Source organism: Pseudomonas sp. DF5, assembly GCF_058148225.1.
In genome coordinates this window covers 13,111-29,291 of sequence record NZ_JBYVYM010000031.1, presented here as the reverse complement: position 1 = coordinate 29,291, position 16,181 = coordinate 13,111, and the positions used below count along the sequence as shown (strand labels likewise).

The following is a 16,181-nucleotide window of genomic DNA, read 5'->3' as shown; positions in this document are numbered from 1 at the left end:
ACAACAGCGCGTTAACTGAACTGCTCGCGGTACTGGGTGGGGGTCAGGCCGAGCTTTTCACTGAACAGAAAACGCATATGCCGCACGCTGCCGAAGCCACTTTTATAGGCCACGGTCTTGAGCGGCAGCTCGCTGGTTTCCAGCAGATTCCTGGCGTGATCGATGCGCGCGCTTTGCAAAAACTCCATCGGCGTCATGTTCACTTCCCGTGCGAAAACCCTGGCGAAGTGCCGGGCACTCATGTTCACCAGACTGGCCATGCGCTCGATGCTGAATCCTTCGTCGAGGTTTTCGAGCACATGCTTCTGCACCCGGGTGATCGGCGTTTCCTGGGGCGCCACTGCAGCCATCAACGGACTGAACTGCGCCTGCCCGCCCTGGCGTTTCATCACCACCAGCAGCACTTTGGCGACGTCCTGGGCGACTTTCTTGCCGTGGTCCTGGGCAACCACCGCCAGCGCCAGATCGATACCGGCGGTGACACCGCCGGAAGTGATGAGGTTGCGGTCCTGCACGAAAATCTGATCGGTCTCGACGATGGCCTTGGGGAAGCCCTTGATCAGTCGTTCGGTGTAATGCCAGTGCGTGGTCACGCGAAAGCCGTCCAGCAACCCGGCATGCCCGAGCACGAACGCGCCGGTGCAGATCGACCCGTATCGGTCCGCGCGGCTGACAGCGCCCTGAAGCCAGTTGAGCAGCGGTGGATGCTTTTCGTTGTAGGCACCCGGCCCGCCCGGCACCAGCAACAGGTCATAGTGCTCGTTAGCCTGATCGATGTGCAGATCCGCCAGCACGCTCACGCCGTTGGAAGCTCGCAATGCGCCCGGCGCGGTGCCGATGGTCGACAGCTCGTAACGGTCCGCCGGTTGCAGATAACGATTGGCGATGGAAAACACCTCCATGGGGCCAGCCATGTCGAGCAGGAGAAACTCTGGGAACAACACCATTGCCACGGTTTTCATGGATTCAAGGTCACTAATAGAGAACTGTTCAATACCATTGCGCCACCCACAGGTCTGGCGCCCCACATTATGGCCACATGTAACAACAAGCATACATGAACCCGTTCACACAACTGTCAACCTGTGCGAGACAGTATTTCAATTTCCATCTACTTACTGCACTTTCAGGTAAACATTAACCTTCTCCTCACTCGGACGAATTCACGTCCTGACAGGAGATTTCATCATGCTGACCCTTCGCAAAGCTTCGGATCGCGGCGCGGCCAATCACGGTTGGTTGAAGTCGTTCCATACCTTCTCCTTTGCCAACTACCGCAACCCACGGGAACAGGGTTTTTCCGACCTGTTGGTGATCAACGACGACCGCGTAGCCGCTGGCAAAGGCTTTGGCCAGCACCCTCACCGCGACATGGAGATTTTCTCCTACGTGCTCGAAGGCGCACTGGAACACAAGGACACTTTAGGCACCGGTTCGGTGATCCGCCCTGGCGATGTACAACTGATGAGCGCCGGCAGTGGCGTGGCGCACAGTGAATACAACCACTCATCGACTCGCCCGGTGCACTTCCTGCAAATCTGGATCGTGCCTGACGTCAGCGGCGCCAAACCGCGTTATCAGCAAGAGCATTTCAGCACGCAGAAAAAACGCGGCCGCTTGCAGTTGATCATCTCCCCGGATGGGGCCAAGGGTTCATTGAAAGTCCGGCAGGATGCGCGGGTGTATGCCGGCCTGATCGACGGCAAGGAAAGCGCCACGCTGGAACTGGCTGCCGATCGCTATGCTTATGTGCATGTGGCGCGGGGCAGTGTCGAGCTGAACGGCCTGCAGCTGCAGGAAGGCGACGGCGTACGGGTTCGCAAAGAACAGGTGCTGACCTTGAGCAATGGCGTGGATGCCGAGGTGCTGGTGTTTGATTTACGGCCGCAGGAATTGCCGGAAATGCCGTGATCCCATTGTTCAACGCCCGCAAAAAAACGGCCTGATCAAGGCCGTTTTTTGGCCGCGACAAAAATCCTGTAGGAGCGAGGCTTGCCCGCGAAGAACGATGACGTGTAATACCTGAAAAACCGCGGCGCATTCTTCGCGGGCAAGCCTCGCTCCTACAGGCCACAGGAATACCTAAATCGCCGCCCGCAATTCCCGTGGCGACAGGCCGTAATGTGAGCGAAAGCGCACGGCAAAACGTGAGGCCGAGGCGTAGCCGCTGGCACCGGCAATTTCACCGATGGGCCGGGAAGTGGTTTGCAACCATTGCAACGCGGTCGCCAGTCGAACGCTTTCCAGAATATTCCTGAAGCTGCTCCCCTCATTGGCCAGTTGGCGACGCAAAGTCGACTCACCAAGATTCAGGTGTTGAGCGACGCTCGCAACCGTCCAGTCGCTCTCAGGGCTGCCCATCACCAACTGCTGCACACGCTCGCACAGTGGATCATTGCGATCCATCAGCAGCGGTCCGGCCTGGCCGTTGAGGCCCAGGCTGAGCAGAACCGCTTCCCCATAGTGGGTGCGTAATGCATCCGGCGCGTTCGCATTGATGGCGGCCAATAACTGCTCCCATGCCTGCGTCGTATGCCTGTCCAGAGGCACACACAGATCTGTCTTCGGGGCACGGTGACCATTCATGATCTGCCGGCCATATCGGCTGCTGAAGTTGCGCAGTGTTGAACCGGGAAAGGTCACGACATCGGCGATGTAGTGACCGTGAAGACCGGGGAAGTTCGAGATACCAAGCTCACGCCCGGCCGGCAACAGAATCAGATGTTGCGGCCCTGCGCGCATCTCCCGGTCATCCCATTGCAACAGCTTTTCCCCCTGCCGCACTCGACACAAGGTGGTCGCGAAGATCGGCACCCGTTGCAAGGTATGAGGCTGCCGCGCCCGTATGACACACGCATCGATAATGTTTTCCCGGTGCTGGATGCCGTCACAAGGGCGCATCGTTCTTAACGTCCGTAAGTTGAAGTGATGGTCGCTTTGGCCAAGGCGTTGGCATTGAGCATATAGCCCACCAAGGCTCCGCTGGCCTGGCTGTCGAGTGGCAGCTTATCGACTTTCAACGCCCATACGGTGAATTGATAGCGATGGGGCTTATCCCCCACAGGAGGGCACGCTCCGCCAAATCCCGGTTGGCCATAATCGGTTCGTCCTTGTACGGCACCGGCAGGCAGGTTCGAACCGACCCCGCTTGGCAAACTTTTGGTTGAAGCCGGTAAGTTGACCACCGTCCAATGCCACCAGCCGCTGCCAGTCGGCGCATCAGGGTCATAGACCGTGATTGCGTAACTTTTAGTGCCCGCCGGGGCGTTGGACCAAGACAGTTGCGGAGACGTATTGCCCCCTTCGCAACCGAAGCCCTGGAACACCTCGCGACTGGTCAGCGGGTGATTTTCAGCAATATCCTGGCTGGTCAACGAGAAGTCGGCAGCGTGCCCGGTGAGCACGACGCCCATGGACAATGCGGATAGGATAATTCGGATGTTCATCGTGACCTCATCGGTGTCTTGGCGTGAAGCACGATTCTAGAGAGAGCAAAGGCTGATTACTGTGCCGAAACGCTCGACCATTGTGCCTGAACGCTCTCTCGATCCAGGCACTGTCACAGGTGATCTCAAACCGCTGCGAAGATATTCTTCATCGCCGCATACTGCAGCAGCATGATGGTCTTGGCATCGCAGATTTCCCCGCGATAAAACGCCTCGAGGGCGTCGTCGAACTTCCACTCCAACACTTCCAGTTCTTCAGTTTCGTCTTCCAGCCCACCGCCCTCGCTGACTTTCGAAGAGGCATCGTACTCGGCAATAAAGAAATGCAGTTTCTCCGTGACCGAACCGGGGCTCATGTAGGACTCGAACACCTTCTGCACATGGTGGACGCGATAGCCGGTTTCTTCCTCGGCTTCAGCGCGAATGCGCTCTTCGGGCGCAGCACCTTCCAGCAGCCCCGCCGCGACTTCAATCAACAAGCCATCATGGCCGTTGACGAACACCGGCAACCGGAACTGGCGGGTCAGCACGACGGTTTTCTTCTCGCGGTTGAACAGCAGGATCGCTGCACCGTTGCCACGGTCATAAACCTCGCGGGTCTGGCGCTGCCAGTCGCCGTTGTTGCGCAAGTAATCAAACGTGATTTTCTTCAGCAGATACCAGTCGTGGGACAGCACCTGGGACTCGATGATGTTGACCCGCTCGGCTGTGTTCGACATGACAATCCATCCTTATGTTCGTCAGAAAGCGTCCATGTTAGGCGAAAACAGAAAAGCCCGGCGACTGTCGTAATGCTGTGCACTCAAGAGAACCTTGAGCCGGAGAAACCTGTGGCGAGGGAGATTGCTCCCGCTGGGCTGCGTAGCGGCCCCAAAAATCTGACAACCATTGCGATTTTTGTGAGCGCTACGCACTCAAGCGGGAGCAAGGTATCCGTCCGGTCAACACACCTTCCTGACCTTCAGTCAATCTGCTCGAACCGCCGCCTGGTCACGAACAGCCCCGCGCCCACCGGCACGGCAAGGACCGACATCAATCCCAAGTCAAAGCCCAGCAACTGGGTCTGGCTCACTGCAACGCAGCCGATTGCGCCTGCCACCACCAGCGTCACCCCTAGCCACTTGCGCAGCGGGTACGGCTTAAGAAACCGATCAAGTAGAAAGGCCAGCGCCACGACGATGACCGTCTGGGTAATTTCGGACATGTGCAGCCCCACTCAGGTCTTGATGATCAGGGATTCTGAAGAGCGCTGTGGGCCAATCCCACCATTGACCTGCGCCTGGATGCTGACGATTACGTCGCCAGCATGGTAGGTGGGCAGAGCGTCATTGACGTACGAGCGCACACCCGCAGTTACAACAGTACCTGCGGCGACACTGCCTGCAGGTCCGGCTAAACCGCCCACAGTACCGGCAGCGCCACCGAAGGCGGAGGCGGCCAGGTTGGCGACCTTGGTGCGTTGGGCATTGAGGGCATCGCCCTGTTGCCGGGTCAGCGGCTTGGAGATGCCGATCATCACGCACGGCAGGCTCTTGGCCTGCATCTTGTCGTACACCTCGACAACCTTGCTGTTGACCTCATAGTGGGCGCTTTTCGCCTCGCCAAAATGCAGCTCGCGCAGGCGTCCGCGCTCGCTGTCGGTGAGGGTGATCTGCGAGACGTTGAAGACGATCCCGTGAGTGCCCATGTATTGGGAAGTCCCTTCGAACTTCATCGCGCGCATCCTTTCGAGGCAAAGATGGCGATTCTCTACAAGGAGCGCATTGGATTCAAATCATTTCACCTTGCCGGCAAGGTGTGTTGGCTCCCTCGCCACAAGTTCTTACTGACTCAAGACGCTCTTGAGTGAACCGCATTGCGGCGCTTTCATCCTCAGGAAAGTTGCGCCCTGTATTCTTTCTGATACTCCCCGGCGAGGGTTTCTTTCTGTTGGTCGTCGAGTAACTTGCCGGCCATCTGAAAGAACTTCTGCTCCTCCTCTTTGAGGTGGTGATGGACCTTCTCCGAGAGTTTTTTCGCCGTTGCCAACCAGGACGGACTGGACATTTCGGTGGCATCCAGCGTTTCCATCATCTCGTCCATTTCGTGGTGTTCGCAGATAGCGTGGCGGCCAAGATCCACGCCGTTGTCGAACTCCATCAGCGGGATGTAGAAATGGCGTTCTTCAGCGGTTGCGTGGGCCTGAAGCTCGGATTTGAGCCGTTTGTAAGCCTCGACCCGTTCCGGGGTGTCGCCACTGGTTTGAATCACTGCATCGGCATAGCGGCGCTGACGGTCGTGGCTTTCGCGCAAGGCTTCAAAAATGTTCACGGGCTGCCCTCAATGACTGCTTTCAACAACGATGCTGTTCACGCTAGACATTCCCGGAGCCCCGGGGGTTCCTTGGGCTTCGGGGGGGATAGAACAATCGCCGCAACCGGGATAGGCTCCGTGTTCACTGCCATAAGGATGTGTTGCCTATGACCCTGCGAATTGAACTGTCGACAAACGCCACTGCGGAGGAGCGCGAAGCAATCCTCACACCACTGCGCGCCTACAACGCCGCAAAGGCCGGGGCCACGGTGTCGGAGCAGATTGCTTTGCTGGTACGCAATGACAGCGACGAGATTCTCGGCGGGCTTTATGGCCGAGTGTTTTACCAGTGGTTTTTCATTGAGTTGTTGTCGGTGCCGGAGCTGGCCCGGGGACAAGGGATGGGCTCGAAACTGATGCAGATGGCCGAAGACCTGGCGCGGGAAAAGAAATGCGTGGGGATCTGGCTGGACACCTTCGACTTCCAGGCGCCGGAGTTTTACAAGAAGCACGGCTACAGCGAGTTGGGGCACATTGCCGATTATCCGCCGGGCCACAAGCGCTTCTTCTTCCAGAAGCGCCTCGTTAACACTGATCAAGACGCGTAACTGTGGGAGCGGGCTTGCTCGCGAAGGCAGTGTGCCAGACAACATTCATGTCGACTGACGCGCCCTCTTCGCGAGCAAGCCCGCTCCCACACCGGAATGGCGTCAGCCGATCAGGCCGTGTTCAGAGGCAGGTCGCCAACGCCGCCAGACGGCGCTTGGCGACAAAATCATCATGCTGGGCGTAGTAGCTCAAGGCCGTGCCTGAAGCATCGCTGGTCACGTCCACGAAAGACTCGGCCGAGCGGGTGTAGACCGTCGAGCCGCCCTTCTTGCCCGGCTGCAAATACGCACCGGCATCGACGCCGAACACCGCCTCGTCCTGCCAGGCAAACTGCACGCACTGGGCGACGACTTTTTCCGGTTTGTCCGAGGTCAGGGTTTTGTACGGGGTTTTGGTGCGGGCGTCGTTCATCGCCGATCCGGCGCAGCCCGCCAGCAAGGTTGCGGCCAGCGCCACCATCAGAATTCGCATTGCGTTCGCTCATCAGGAAAAAGCGGACTGTACCACCGCGGCGCGGCGTATCGTTCTGCTTTACTTCATTTATACCGCGACACCGCGCAACGATTCGCGCACCCTGTCGCGCCGATAACCTCACATCACCCATTTTTCAGGAAAGCCATGACACCCAACGCCGAGTTCTACAAACCCTCCACCGACTATGCCGACAAGCTGATCAGCCAGATCGGTCAGACGCCGGCCTGGATCGCCAAGCGAATTGGCGTCACCGACAAGCGGATTCGTTACATTCTCGACGGCGAAAGAACCGTCAAAGGCGAAACCACACCGATCCAGATGACCTACACCGAGCAATTTGCCCTCGAGTGTCTGGCCGCAGCTGCCAAGGCGAGCAAAAAGCAGTCTTCGTAATCTCCCTCAAAGGGAGGTGTGGTTAACACTATTCAATGTGGGAGCGAGCCTGCTCGCGATGGAGCGACTCGGTCTACAAGTAAACGCCCTTCGCCGCCCTGCCGATAAAGCTTTATCATGGCCGCAGTTTTGCTGATCGAGTCCGTCATGAAATTCGCCATTGCGCTGTTTTCCGCCGCCCATGCGCCCTCCTCGCGCCGTGCCTTGTTGTTCGCCCAGGCCGCGCTGGCCGGCGGGCATGAGATTGTCCGGCTGTTTTTCTATCAGGATGGTGTCTACAACGCGTCCGGCAGTGTGGTCACGCCTCAGGATGAGCAGGATTTGCCCAAGCAATGGCGCAACTTTGTCAGCGAGCATCAACTCGATGGCGTGGTGTGCATCGCCGCCGCCCTGCGTCGTGGCGTGCTGAACGAGGAAGAAGCCCAGCGCTATCAGCGTGAAGCGGTCGCCGTGGGCGCGCCGTGGGAATTGTCCGGCCTTGGCCAGTTGCATGATGCGGTGCAGGACGCTGACCGCCTGATCTGTTTCGGAGGCGCGTGAGATGGCCAGATCCTTGCTGATTATCAGCCGTCAGGCGCCGTGGTCCGGGCCGAGTGCGCGGGAAGCGCTGGACATCGTGCTGGCCGGCGGAGCCTTCGATTTGCCGATCGGCCTGCTGTTTCTTGATGACGGCGTGTTCCAGCTCGCTGCGAAACAGGACGCCAAGGCGTTGCAGCAGAAAGACCTGAGCGCCAACCTGCAAGCCTTGCCGATGTTTGGCGTCGAAGACCTGTTCGTGTGCGCTGACAGCGTAGCGGCCCGAGGCCTGGACCCCAAAGGTCTGTCGCTTGAGGAAGCCCGGGTACTGAGCGCCCAGGACATCACCGCCCTTATTGACCGTTACGACCAGGTGATCACCCTCTGATGTCGACTTTGCATGTGTTGTCTCATTCCCCTTTCGGCGACGAGCGCCTGAGCAGTTGCCTGCGCGTGATCGGCCCCAACGATGCGCTGCTGCTGAGTGGCGACGCGGCCTATGCCTTGCAGCCAGGCACCGCGCCGTTCAGCTCTTTGCATGCTCGCAACCTGAAACTGTTCGTACTGGCCGAAGACGCACAGGCCCGTGCTCTGCAGGTTCCGGACTGGGCCAGTGCCATTGACTACCCGGCCTTCGTCGAACTGTCGATTCACTATGACAAGGTCAACAGTTGGCTATGAAATCCCTGACCGTTGGCGCCCGCGCCATTGAACTGGACAAGGACGGCTTCCTGGTGGAACTGAGCGACTGGTCTACCGAGGTGGCCACCGCCCTCGCCGCCGCCGAAGACATCGAGTTGAGCCCGGAACATTGGGAAATCCTCGAACTGCTGCGCAGTTTCTACGACGAATTCCAGTTGTCCCCGGCCACCCGCCCACTGATCAAGTACACCGCATTGAAGCTCGGCCCCGACAAGGGCAACAGCCTGCACCTGAACCGACTGTTCAAAGGCACCCCTGCCAAACTCGCCGCGAAACTGGCGGGCCTGCCCAAACCGACGAATTGCTTATGACCGACTACCCAGCGCTGACCCTTGAAACGCCCGCCGAGCACCCGTTCGCCCAATTCGTGCGGATTCTTGGCAAAGGCAAACGCGGCGCCCGCGATCTGACCCGGGCCGAAGCCCGCGAAGCCATGGGCATGGTGCTCGACGACAAGGTCGAGGACACCCAGCTCGGTGCGTTCCTGATGCTCTTGCGGCACAAGGAAGAAAGCGCCGAGGAAATGGCCGGGTTCACCGAAGCCTTGCGTGAACGCCTGAATCCACCGGCACTGGCGGTCGATCTGGACTGGCCGACGTACGCAGGCAAGAAGCGGCATTTGCCGTGGTATCTGCTGGCGGCCAAGTGCCTGGCGCAGAACGGCGTGCGCATCTTCATGCACGGCGGCGGCGCGCACACGGCGGGGCGACTGTACAGCGAACAACTGCTCCAGACGCTGAACATACCGTTGTGCCGCAACTGGCAGCAGGTCGGTGCGGCACTCGATCAGGGCGGTCTGGCGTTCATGCCATTGGTGGACTGGGCCCCCCAGCTTCAGCGAATGATCGACCTGCGCAACACCCTGGGCCTGCGCTCGCCGATCCATTCCCTGGCGCGGATTCTCAACCCGCTGGGCGCCCGTTGTGGCCTGCAAAGCATTTTCCACCCCGGCTACCAGGCGGTGCATCGCGATGCCAGCGGTCTGCTCGGGGACACGGCAATCGTCGTCAAGGGCGATGGCGGCGAGATTGAGATCAACCCCGACGCAGACAGTCACCTGTACGGCACCACCGGCGGCGAAAGCTGGGATGAAGAATGGCCGCAGCTGTCGAGCCAGCGCCACGTCAAACCGGCGAGCCTGGATCCGGAGCACTTGAAAGCCGTGTGGCGTGGCGATGTGGTCGACAGCTACCCGCAAATGGCGCTGATCTCGACCATGGCCCTGGCCTTACGCGGCCTTGGCCAGCCCCGCGAACAAGCCTTCGAAACCGCCCAGCAGTACTGGGATGCCCGGGACCGATCGATTTAATCGATCATAACCGCCCAACCTTTGCGCTTTTTGTTCGAACCTATGCGCATAGACTCCTCTCCAACGCTTATAGGTTGAGGAGTCAGGCACATGGGTTTGTTAGTCGAAGGTCGCTGGCAGGATCAGTGGTACCAAAGCAGCAAGGATGGCGCGTTCCAGCGTGAACAGGCGCAGCGTCGCAACTGGCTGACCGCCGATGGCAAGCCAGGCCCGAGCGGCGTCGGTGGTTTTGCCGCCGAGGCCGGTCGCTATCATCTCTATGTGTCCCTCGCCTGCCCGTGGGCCCACCGCACGCTGATCCTGCGCAAACTCAAAGGCCTTGAAAGCCTGATCGACGTGTCGGTGGTCAGCTGGTTGATGCTGGAAAACGGCTGGACCTTCGATAAAGGGCTCGGGTCGACTGGCGACAAGCTCGATCATTTCAATTTCATGCACCAGCGCTACACCGCCGATACCGCCGACTACACCGGCCGCGTCACCGTGCCGGTGCTGTGGGATAAACAGACCAACCGCATCGTCAGCAATGAATCGGCAGAGATCATCCGCATGTTCAACAGCGCATTCGATGACTTGACCGGCAATGACCTGGATTTCTACCCGGCACCGCTGCGCAGCGAAATCGACGCCCTGAACGAGCGGATTTATCCAGCGGTGAACAACGGCGTCTATCGCGCCGGGTTTGCCACCTCGCAGCAGGCTTACGAAGAAGCGTTCGATGAGTTGTTTGCCGAGCTGGATCGGCTGGAGCAACTGCTGGGCGCCAATCGTTACCTGACGGGTGAATACCTGACCGAAGCGGATATCCGGCTGTTCACTACCCTGATTCGTTTTGATGCGGTGTATTACGGCCACTTCAAATGCAATCTGCGGCGGATCGCCGATTATCCGAACCTGTCGAACTGGCTACGGGAGATTTATCAGTGGCCGGGGATTGCCGAGACGGTGGATTTCGAACACATCAAGAACCACTACTACGGCAGCCACAAGACCATCAATCCGACCGGGATCGTGCCTAAAGGGCCGGCACAGGATTTCACTGCGGCTCATGATCGGGCGCGGTTGAGTGGGAAAGGGGTTTGGCGCAAGGCCGAGTTCTGATCTGAAGCAAGGGTGGTTTTGAGGGCCTCATCGCGGGCAAGCCCGCTCCCACAGGAATTTGTGTGATGCCAAAGATTGCAGCTTCACCCAATAACCTGTGGGAGCGGGCTTGCCCGCGATGGAGGCGACTCGGCACTCAGACCTGCGCCTGAGCCCCTTCGAACCACGCCAGTTTCTCGCGCAGTTGCACCACTTCCCCAACGATCACCAGTGTCGGCGCATGCACTTCATGCTCCGCCACCAGCCGTGGCAGGTCGGCCAGGGTGCCGGTAAATACCCGCTGATTGACCGTGGTGCCCTGCTGGATCAACGCCGCCGGGGTATCGGCCGCGCGGCCGTGCTTGATCAACTGCTCGCAGATGATCGGCAAGCCCACCAGCCCCATGTAAAACACCAGGGTTTGCGCCGGCGCGACCAGGTCGGCCCACGGCAAATCGGTGGAACCGTCCTTGAGGTGCCCGGTGACAAACCGCACTGACTGCGCGTAATCGCGGTGAGTCAGCGGAATCCCGGCATACGCCGCGCAACCGCTGGCAGCGGTAATGCCCGGCACGACCTGGAACGGGATGCCATGGGCCGCCAGTTCTTCGATCTCTTCGCCGCCACGCCCGAAAATGAACGGATCGCCGCCCTTCAAGCGCACCACGCGCTTGCCGGCCTTGGCCAGGTCCACCAAATGCTGGTTGATCTGCTCCTGAGGCACAGCGTGATCGGCGCGGCGCTTGCCGACGTAGACCCGCTCGGCATCGCGACGGCACAAATCCAGAATCGCCGGCGCCACCAGACGGTCATACAGCACCACGTCGGCTTGCTGCATCAGGCGCAAGGCGCGGAAGGTCAACAGGTCGGGATCACCCGGCCCGGCGCCCACCAGATAAACCTCGCCAGTGGCTACCGGGGCTTCGCCATTGATTTTGGCCAGCATCAAGCGCTCGGCCTCGGCGCCCTGCCCGGCCAGTTGCCGGTCGGCAATCGGTCCCTGGAACACATCCTCCCAGAACGCCCGACGCTGCTGCACATCCGGAAACAGACCTTTTACCTGGTTGCGGAAACGCGCCGCCAGACCGGCCAGTTGACCGTAAGTGGAAGGAATCCAGGTTTCCAGCTTGGCGCGAATCAACCGCGCCAGCACCGGCGCATCGCCGCCACTGGACACGGCAATGATCAGCGGCGAACGGTCGACGATCGCCGGGAAGATCACGCTGCACAGGGCCGGCGCGTCCACCACGTTGACCGGCACGCAACGCCGATGGGCATCGGCGGAGACTTGCGCGTTCAGCGGTTCATCGTCGGTGGCGGCGATGATCAGCCCGCAACCATCCAGATCCGCCTCGACGTAGCCACGCACCAGGCACTCGCCACCGCTGCCGGCTACCAGCTCACGCAACTGCGGTTCGATTTCAGGTGCGACCACCCGCAGCAGCGCACCGGCTTCGGCCAGCAGGCGGGATTTGCGCAAGGCAATCTCCCCCCCGCCGACGACCAACACACGACTGCCGCGAAGGTTATGGAACAGCGGCAGATAGTCCATTTAGCCGATGACCTCAAGGCCACCCATGTACGGCTTGAGCACTTCAGGGACACGGATCGAACCGTCGGCCTGCTGATAGTTCTCGAGTACCGCCACCAGGGTACGACCGACCGCCAGGCCGGAACCGTTCAGGGTGTGCACCAGCTCAGGCTTGCCGGTTTCCGGGTTGCGGAAACGCGCTTGCATACGGCGCGCCTGGAAGTCGCCACAGTTGGAGCACGACGAAATCTCGCGATACTTGTCCTGGCTCGGAATCCACACTTCCAGGTCGTAGGTCTTGACCGCGCTGAAGCCCATGTCACCGGTGCACAGCGCCAGGGTGCGGTATGGCAGCTCCAGCAGTTGCAGGACTTTCTCGGCGTTGGCGGTCAGGTTTTCCAGCGCTTGCATCGAGGTCGACGGCTCAACGATCTGGACCATCTCGACCTTGTCGAACTGGTGCTGACGGATCATCCCGCGAGTGTCGCGACCCGACGCGCCAGCCTCGCTGCGGAAGCACGGCGTGTGTGCCACGAACTTGATCGGCAGCAGTTTCGAATCGACGATTTCGCCGGCCACGATGTTGGTCAGCGACACCTCAGCGGTCGGAATCAGGTACAGATCGGCTTCGCCGTCGCGGCTGATCTTGAACAGGTCTTCTTCGAATTTCGGCAACTGACCGGTGCCCTGCAGGGCCGGCGCTTGTACCAGATAAGGCGTGTAAGCCTCTTCGTAACCGTGTTCGTTGATGTGCAGGTTGATCATGAACTGCGCCAGCGCACGGTGCAGGCGAGCAATCGGGCCGCGCAGCAGGGCGAAACGGGCGCCGGACAGTTTGGCGGCGGTTTCGAAGTCCAGCCAGCCGAACTTCTCGCCCAGGGCCACGTGGTCCTGAACCGGGAAGTCGAAAGCCTTCGGCGTGCCCCAACGGCGCACTTCAACGTTACCTTCTTCATCATCGCCGACCGGCACCGATTCGTGCGGCAGGTTCGGAATGCCCAGCAGGATCGAATCCAGCTCGGTCTGGATCGCGTCCAGCTCGACTTTACCGGCGCTCAACTCACCCGCCATGCGCTCGACATCCGCCATCAGCGGCGCGATGTCTTCGCCGCGCTGCTTGGCCTGGCCGATGGATTTGGAGCGCGCGTTACGTTCAGCCTGCAGAGCTTCGGTGCGGGTCTGGACGGTCTTGCGCTGTTCTTCCAGCGCTTCGATGCGCGCAACATCCAGGGCAAAGCCACGGGATGCCAGGCGGTCCGCTACGTCCTGAAGGTTGCTACGTAACAGTTTGGAATCGAGCATGTCGGTTTCTCGTTATCAAAGTTTGGTCAAGGACAGGCCAGCCCAGGTGGCGAGCAGCCCGCCGAATACGCTGATGGCCGCATAGCCCAAGGCCAGCGGCACTTGCCCGGTTTCCAGCAGGCGCACCGTATCCAGTGAAAAGGATGAAAAAGTCGTAAGCCCCCCGAGGAAGCCAACGATCAACCCGGCGCGTACCGCAAACGATACCTCCGGGCGAATCAAAAACAGGCCGTATAGAACGCCGATCAGCAAACAGCCCACGATATTAACGGCCAGCGTCGCGGTATAGAAGTGCCGCGGCCAATTCGCGTTGATCCAGTTACCGGTGGCGAAGCGCAACAGCGTACCGGCGACACCGCCGACAGAAACCGCAACGATCAAGGGAATCACTATTTTCTCCGCTGTCGGGGGCTTAGACGGTCAAGCTGCGCGAGGTGGTTGAGCTTTTCGCCGATCTTCAGCTCCAGGCCGCGAGGCACGGGTTGATAGAACCGTTGTGGCTCCAACTCATCCGGGAAGTAATCTTCGCCAGCGGCGTAGGCATCCGGTTCATCGTGGGCGTAACGATATTCATCGCCATAACCCAATTGCTTCATCAACTTGGTCGGCGCATTGCGCAGGTGCAGCGGCACTTCCAGCGAACCGTGTTCGGTAGCGCTGCGCATCGCGGCCTTGAAGCCCATGTACACCGCGTTGCTTTTTGGCGCGCAAGCCAGATACGTAATGGCCTGGGCCACCGCCAGTTCGCCTTCGGGGCTACCGAGGCGCTCCTGCACTTCCCACGCCGCCAGGCACAGGCTCAGGGCGCGGGGGTCGGCATTGCCGATGTCTTCGCTGGCCATGCGCACTACGCGTCGGGCCAGGTACAGCGGGTCGCAGCCGCCGTCGATCATTCGCGCGAACCAGTACAGCGCGCCATCGGGGTTGGAACCGCGTACCGATTTATGCAGCGCGGATATCTGGTCGTAGAAGGCTTCGCCGCCCTTGTCGAAACGTCGACGGGTGTCGCCGAGCAGACTTTGCAGCAGGTCGACGCCGATTTCGCTGTGGTCTTCGGCCAGGTCCGAGGCGTTTTCCAGCAGGTTAAGCAAACGCCGGCCATCGCCATCGGCGGCGGACAGCAGCATCTGGAAGCCCTCGTCGCTGAGGGTCAGTTGCCGCTTGCCCAGCCCGCGCTCTTCGGTCAGCGCGCGATGCACCAGCTTGCGCAGGGCGGCTTCGTCGAGGCTTTTGAGCACATAGACACGCGCCCGGGACAGCAGCGCGTTGTTGAGTTCGAACGAGGGGTTTTCCGTGGTCGCGCCGATGAAAATCAGCGTGCCGTCTTCAACGTACGGCAGGAACGCATCCTGCTGGGACTTGTTGAAGCGATGCACTTCATCAACGAACAGGATGGTGCGTTTACCGTACTGCCCGGCCTGCTGCTTGGCGACTTCCACCGCCTGACGAATCTCTTTGACCCCGGCCAGCACCGCCGAAACCGTTTCGAAGTGCGCATCGGAGACTTCCGCCAGCAGCCGCGCCAGGGTGGTTTTACCCACGCCCGGTGGCCCCCAGAAAATCATCGAGTGCAGGGCGCCCTGCTCCAAGGCTTCGCGCAAAGGCTTGCCGCGAGCGAGCACATGTTCCTGACCGACGTACTCGTCCAGATTGGCCGCACGCAAACGGGCGGCCAGGGGCTGAGCAATCGGGGCGCTGCGAAACAGGTCCATCACTACTTGCGAAACCTCACTGCCTATCAGTCAATAATCTGAACACCACTGATCCCTGTGGGAGTGGGCTTGCTCACGAATGCGGTGTGTCAGATAACATTGATGGTGACTGACACTCCCTCTTCGCGAGCAAGCCCGCTCCCACTGGTTATGCGTCTTACTCCTGGATCACATCGGCACCCTTGGGAATGTCGAACTTGAATTTGGAGGCCGGGATCGGCTCGTTGGCCTTCACGCCGGTGAACAGGATGTTGGTGCGCTGGCCGACGCTGTCGATCATCTGCATATCATTGACCAGACCATTGCGGAACGACAGGCGCAGGCTGTCGAACAGGGTGTCCTTGGTTTTCGGCTTCAGGGTGAAGTCGATCACGCCGCCGGCTTCCTTGGCGCTGATGTCGAAGCTCTGGCTGATCTTGGACACGTCACCGGACAGCAGCAACGCCGGGGTCTGGGTCAGGCGCTGGTCGAGGGTCTTGATGGTGGCCTGTTCCAGATCCGGGTCCCACAGGGTCACTTTCTTACCGTCCGAGACCATGGTTTGCTCGGCCGGCGCGTTGGTGTGCCAGTAGAACAGGCCCGGGCGCTGCAAGGACATTTCACCCGCAGTTTCTTGTAACTGGGTGCCGCTGCCGTCGAGGGTCAGCTGAGAGAAGTGCGCGGTCAGGGTCTGGGATTTTTCCAGCAGTTGAGTCAGACGCGCCACGTCCTTGTCGTCGGCGTGGGCCGAGAGCGTGGTCAGAGCCAGTACCGGCAGCAACAGCATGCGGATAAGACGCATGGGAGTCCTCATAAACATTCGTGGGAGTGCGGGCAGC

Annotated in this window: 22 protein-coding genes; 9 read left to right on the top strand and 13 right to left on the bottom strand. The window is 60.1% G+C overall.

The genetic code is table 11. The features are described 5' to 3' along the window. Window positions 1-11 precede the first annotated feature (11 nt). Window positions 12-962 carry a GlxA family transcriptional regulator gene (locus AC30D7_RS24390; protein WP_490135785.1) on the bottom strand — a complete coding sequence of 317 codons (951 nt, stop codon included), beginning with the start codon at window positions 960-962 and terminating at the stop codon, window positions 12-14. A 226-nt stretch (window positions 963-1,188) separates the two neighbouring features. Between AC30D7_RS24390 and AC30D7_RS24385 the strand changes: the two genes are divergently transcribed. Then, window positions 1,189-1,911 (top strand): pirin family protein, encoded by a 723-nt coding sequence (locus tag AC30D7_RS24385; protein WP_018925544.1) that lies wholly within the window; start codon window positions 1,189-1,191, stop codon window positions 1,909-1,911. Window positions 1,912-2,082: 171 nt separating this feature from the next. Here AC30D7_RS24385 and AC30D7_RS24380 read toward each other — a convergent pair whose 3' ends face one another. From AC30D7_RS24380 to AC30D7_RS24355, 6 genes are all read right to left on the bottom strand, one after another. After that, window positions 2,083-2,901: a helix-turn-helix transcriptional regulator gene (locus AC30D7_RS24380; protein ID WP_490135784.1), complete on the bottom strand. Its 819-nt coding sequence runs from the start codon at window positions 2,899-2,901 to the stop codon at window positions 2,083-2,085. Window positions 2,902-2,906: 5 nt separating this feature from the next. Beyond that, window positions 2,907-3,446: a kinase inhibitor gene (locus AC30D7_RS24375; RefSeq protein ID WP_204124079.1), complete on the bottom strand. Its 540-nt coding sequence runs from the start codon at window positions 3,444-3,446 to the stop codon at window positions 2,907-2,909. A gap of 125 nt (window positions 3,447-3,571) precedes the next feature. Continuing rightward, window positions 3,572-4,165 carry an NUDIX domain-containing protein gene (locus AC30D7_RS24370; RefSeq protein ID WP_028941284.1) on the bottom strand — a complete coding sequence of 198 codons (594 nt, stop codon included), beginning with the start codon at window positions 4,163-4,165 and terminating at the stop codon, window positions 3,572-3,574. A gap of 242 nt (window positions 4,166-4,407) precedes the next feature. Then, entirely contained in the window at window positions 4,408-4,650 is a 243-nt protein-coding gene (locus AC30D7_RS24365) for a hypothetical protein (RefSeq protein WP_253472245.1), read from the bottom strand. A 12-nt stretch (window positions 4,651-4,662) separates the two neighbouring features. Beyond that, window positions 4,663-5,160, bottom strand: a complete 498-nt coding sequence (locus AC30D7_RS24360; RefSeq protein ID WP_490135783.1) for a hypothetical protein — start codon at window positions 5,158-5,160, stop codon at window positions 4,663-4,665. Window positions 5,161-5,318: 158 nt separating this feature from the next. Further along, the gene (locus AC30D7_RS24355) at window positions 5,319-5,756 is read right to left on the bottom strand and encodes a hemerythrin domain-containing protein (RefSeq protein WP_490135782.1); all 438 of its coding nucleotides are present in this window, start codon (window positions 5,754-5,756) and stop codon (window positions 5,319-5,321) included. Window positions 5,757-5,905: 149 nt separating this feature from the next. Here AC30D7_RS24355 and AC30D7_RS24350 point away from each other — a divergent pair, with 149 nt between their 5' ends. After that, window positions 5,906-6,346 (top strand): GNAT family N-acetyltransferase, encoded by a 441-nt coding sequence (locus tag AC30D7_RS24350; protein WP_490135781.1) that lies wholly within the window; start codon window positions 5,906-5,908, stop codon window positions 6,344-6,346. A gap of 121 nt (window positions 6,347-6,467) precedes the next feature. Here AC30D7_RS24350 and AC30D7_RS24345 read toward each other — a convergent pair whose 3' ends face one another. Beyond that, window positions 6,468-6,818 carry a hypothetical protein gene (locus tag AC30D7_RS24345; protein ID WP_007941140.1) on the bottom strand — a complete coding sequence of 117 codons (351 nt, stop codon included), beginning with the start codon at window positions 6,816-6,818 and terminating at the stop codon, window positions 6,468-6,470. Between the two features lie 147 nt (window positions 6,819-6,965). On the opposite strand from AC30D7_RS24345, the gene AC30D7_RS24340 reads away from it, so the two are divergent. From AC30D7_RS24340 to AC30D7_RS24310, 7 genes are all read left to right on the top strand, one after another. Then, window positions 6,966-7,214: a hypothetical protein gene (locus AC30D7_RS24340; protein WP_007941139.1), complete on the top strand. Its 249-nt coding sequence runs from the start codon at window positions 6,966-6,968 to the stop codon at window positions 7,212-7,214. A gap of 147 nt (window positions 7,215-7,361) precedes the next feature. Beyond that, window positions 7,362-7,754 carry a sulfurtransferase complex subunit TusD gene (gene tusD, locus AC30D7_RS24335; RefSeq protein WP_064621317.1) on the top strand — a complete coding sequence of 131 codons (393 nt, stop codon included), beginning with the start codon at window positions 7,362-7,364 and terminating at the stop codon, window positions 7,752-7,754. 1 nt (window position 7,755) lies between these two features. Further along, window positions 7,756-8,118: a sulfurtransferase complex subunit TusC gene (gene tusC / locus AC30D7_RS24330; RefSeq protein ID WP_490135780.1), complete on the top strand. Its 363-nt coding sequence runs from the start codon at window positions 7,756-7,758 to the stop codon at window positions 8,116-8,118. Further along, a complete protein-coding gene (gene tusB, locus AC30D7_RS24325) occupies window positions 8,118-8,411 on the top strand; it encodes a sulfurtransferase complex subunit TusB (RefSeq protein WP_019648483.1) in 294 nt (97 codons plus the stop codon). The genes tusC and tusB overlap by 1 nt, the downstream gene beginning before the upstream one ends. Beyond that, window positions 8,408-8,743 carry a TusE/DsrC/DsvC family sulfur relay protein gene (locus AC30D7_RS24320; protein ID WP_018925534.1) on the top strand — a complete coding sequence of 112 codons (336 nt, stop codon included), beginning with the start codon at window positions 8,408-8,410 and terminating at the stop codon, window positions 8,741-8,743. The genes tusB and AC30D7_RS24320 overlap by 4 nt, the downstream gene beginning before the upstream one ends. Next, window positions 8,740-9,741, top strand: coding sequence for a glycosyl transferase family protein (locus tag AC30D7_RS24315; protein ID WP_490135779.1), 1,002 nt, complete (start codon window positions 8,740-8,742; stop codon window positions 9,739-9,741). Before AC30D7_RS24320 ends, AC30D7_RS24315 begins: the two co-directional genes overlap by 4 nt. A 90-nt stretch (window positions 9,742-9,831) precedes the next feature. Beyond that, window positions 9,832-10,839: a glutathione S-transferase family protein gene (locus AC30D7_RS24310; protein ID WP_490135778.1), complete on the top strand. Its 1,008-nt coding sequence runs from the start codon at window positions 9,832-9,834 to the stop codon at window positions 10,837-10,839. Window positions 10,840-10,975: 136 nt separating this feature from the next. Here AC30D7_RS24310 and cysG read toward each other — a convergent pair whose 3' ends face one another. The 5 genes from cysG to lolA form a co-directional block, all read right to left on the bottom strand. Continuing rightward, window positions 10,976-12,370: a siroheme synthase CysG gene (gene cysG / locus AC30D7_RS24305; protein ID WP_019580092.1), complete on the bottom strand. Its 1,395-nt coding sequence runs from the start codon at window positions 12,368-12,370 to the stop codon at window positions 10,976-10,978. Then, window positions 12,371-13,651 carry a serine--tRNA ligase gene (gene serS, locus AC30D7_RS24300; protein ID WP_018925530.1) on the bottom strand — a complete coding sequence of 427 codons (1,281 nt, stop codon included), beginning with the start codon at window positions 13,649-13,651 and terminating at the stop codon, window positions 12,371-12,373. It abuts the gene before it with no gap. A gap of 15 nt (window positions 13,652-13,666) precedes the next feature. Beyond that, window positions 13,667-14,041: a fluoride efflux transporter CrcB gene (gene crcB, locus AC30D7_RS24295; protein ID WP_007941127.1), complete on the bottom strand. Its 375-nt coding sequence runs from the start codon at window positions 14,039-14,041 to the stop codon at window positions 13,667-13,669. After that, window positions 14,041-15,363, bottom strand: a complete 1,323-nt coding sequence (locus tag AC30D7_RS24290) for a replication-associated recombination protein A (RefSeq protein WP_007941126.1) — start codon at window positions 15,361-15,363, stop codon at window positions 14,041-14,043. The genes crcB and AC30D7_RS24290 overlap by 1 nt, the downstream gene beginning before the upstream one ends. Before the next feature lie 157 nt (window positions 15,364-15,520). Beyond that, window positions 15,521-16,144, bottom strand: coding sequence for an outer membrane lipoprotein periplasmic chaperone LolA (gene lolA / locus AC30D7_RS24285; RefSeq protein ID WP_019580090.1), 624 nt, complete (start codon window positions 16,142-16,144; stop codon window positions 15,521-15,523). Window positions 16,145-16,181 lie beyond the last annotated feature (37 nt).

Bases quoted from the DNA above. Each gene is read 5' to 3' on its own strand.
- AC30D7_RS24385 (WP_018925544.1), top strand. From the start codon at position 1,189: ATGCTGACCCTTCGCAAAGCTTCGGATCGCGGCGCGGCCAATCACGGT.
- serS (WP_018925530.1), bottom strand. From the start codon at position 13,651: ATGCTCGATTCCAAACTGTTACGTAGCAACCTTCAGGACGTAGCGGAC.
- lolA (WP_019580090.1), bottom strand. From the start codon at position 16,144: ATGCGTCTTATCCGCATGCTGTTGCTGCCGGTACTGGCTCTGACCACG.
- AC30D7_RS24345 (WP_007941140.1), bottom strand. From the start codon at position 6,818: ATGCGAATTCTGATGGTGGCGCTGGCCGCAACCTTGCTGGCGGGCTGC.
- AC30D7_RS24340 (WP_007941139.1), top strand. From the start codon at position 6,966: ATGACACCCAACGCCGAGTTCTACAAACCCTCCACCGACTATGCCGAC.
- AC30D7_RS24370 (WP_028941284.1), bottom strand. From the start codon at position 4,165: ATGTCGAACACAGCCGAGCGGGTCAACATCATCGAGTCCCAGGTGCTG.
- AC30D7_RS24320 (WP_018925534.1), top strand. From the start codon at position 8,408: ATGAAATCCCTGACCGTTGGCGCCCGCGCCATTGAACTGGACAAGGAC.
- AC30D7_RS24310 (WP_490135778.1), top strand. From the start codon at position 9,832: ATGGGTTTGTTAGTCGAAGGTCGCTGGCAGGATCAGTGGTACCAAAGC.
- AC30D7_RS24350 (WP_490135781.1), top strand. From the start codon at position 5,906: ATGACCCTGCGAATTGAACTGTCGACAAACGCCACTGCGGAGGAGCGC.
- AC30D7_RS24315 (WP_490135779.1), top strand. From the start codon at position 8,740: ATGACCGACTACCCAGCGCTGACCCTTGAAACGCCCGCCGAGCACCCG.
- tusC (WP_490135780.1), top strand. From the start codon at position 7,756: ATGGCCAGATCCTTGCTGATTATCAGCCGTCAGGCGCCGTGGTCCGGG.
- AC30D7_RS24375 (WP_204124079.1), bottom strand. From the start codon at position 3,446: ATGAACATCCGAATTATCCTATCCGCATTGTCCATGGGCGTCGTGCTC.
- cysG (WP_019580092.1), bottom strand. From the start codon at position 12,370: ATGGACTATCTGCCGCTGTTCCATAACCTTCGCGGCAGTCGTGTGTTG.
- tusB (WP_019648483.1), top strand. From the start codon at position 8,118: ATGTCGACTTTGCATGTGTTGTCTCATTCCCCTTTCGGCGACGAGCGC.
- AC30D7_RS24380 (WP_490135784.1), bottom strand. From the start codon at position 2,901: ATGCGCCCTTGTGACGGCATCCAGCACCGGGAAAACATTATCGATGCG.
- AC30D7_RS24360 (WP_490135783.1), bottom strand. From the start codon at position 5,160: ATGAAGTTCGAAGGGACTTCCCAATACATGGGCACTCACGGGATCGTC.
- AC30D7_RS24390 (WP_490135785.1), bottom strand. From the start codon at position 962: ATGAAAACCGTGGCAATGGTGTTGTTCCCAGAGTTTCTCCTGCTCGAC.
- tusD (WP_064621317.1), top strand. From the start codon at position 7,362: ATGAAATTCGCCATTGCGCTGTTTTCCGCCGCCCATGCGCCCTCCTCG.
- AC30D7_RS24290 (WP_007941126.1), bottom strand. From the start codon at position 15,363: ATGGACCTGTTTCGCAGCGCCCCGATTGCTCAGCCCCTGGCCGCCCGT.
- AC30D7_RS24365 (WP_253472245.1), bottom strand. From the start codon at position 4,650: ATGTCCGAAATTACCCAGACGGTCATCGTCGTGGCGCTGGCCTTTCTA.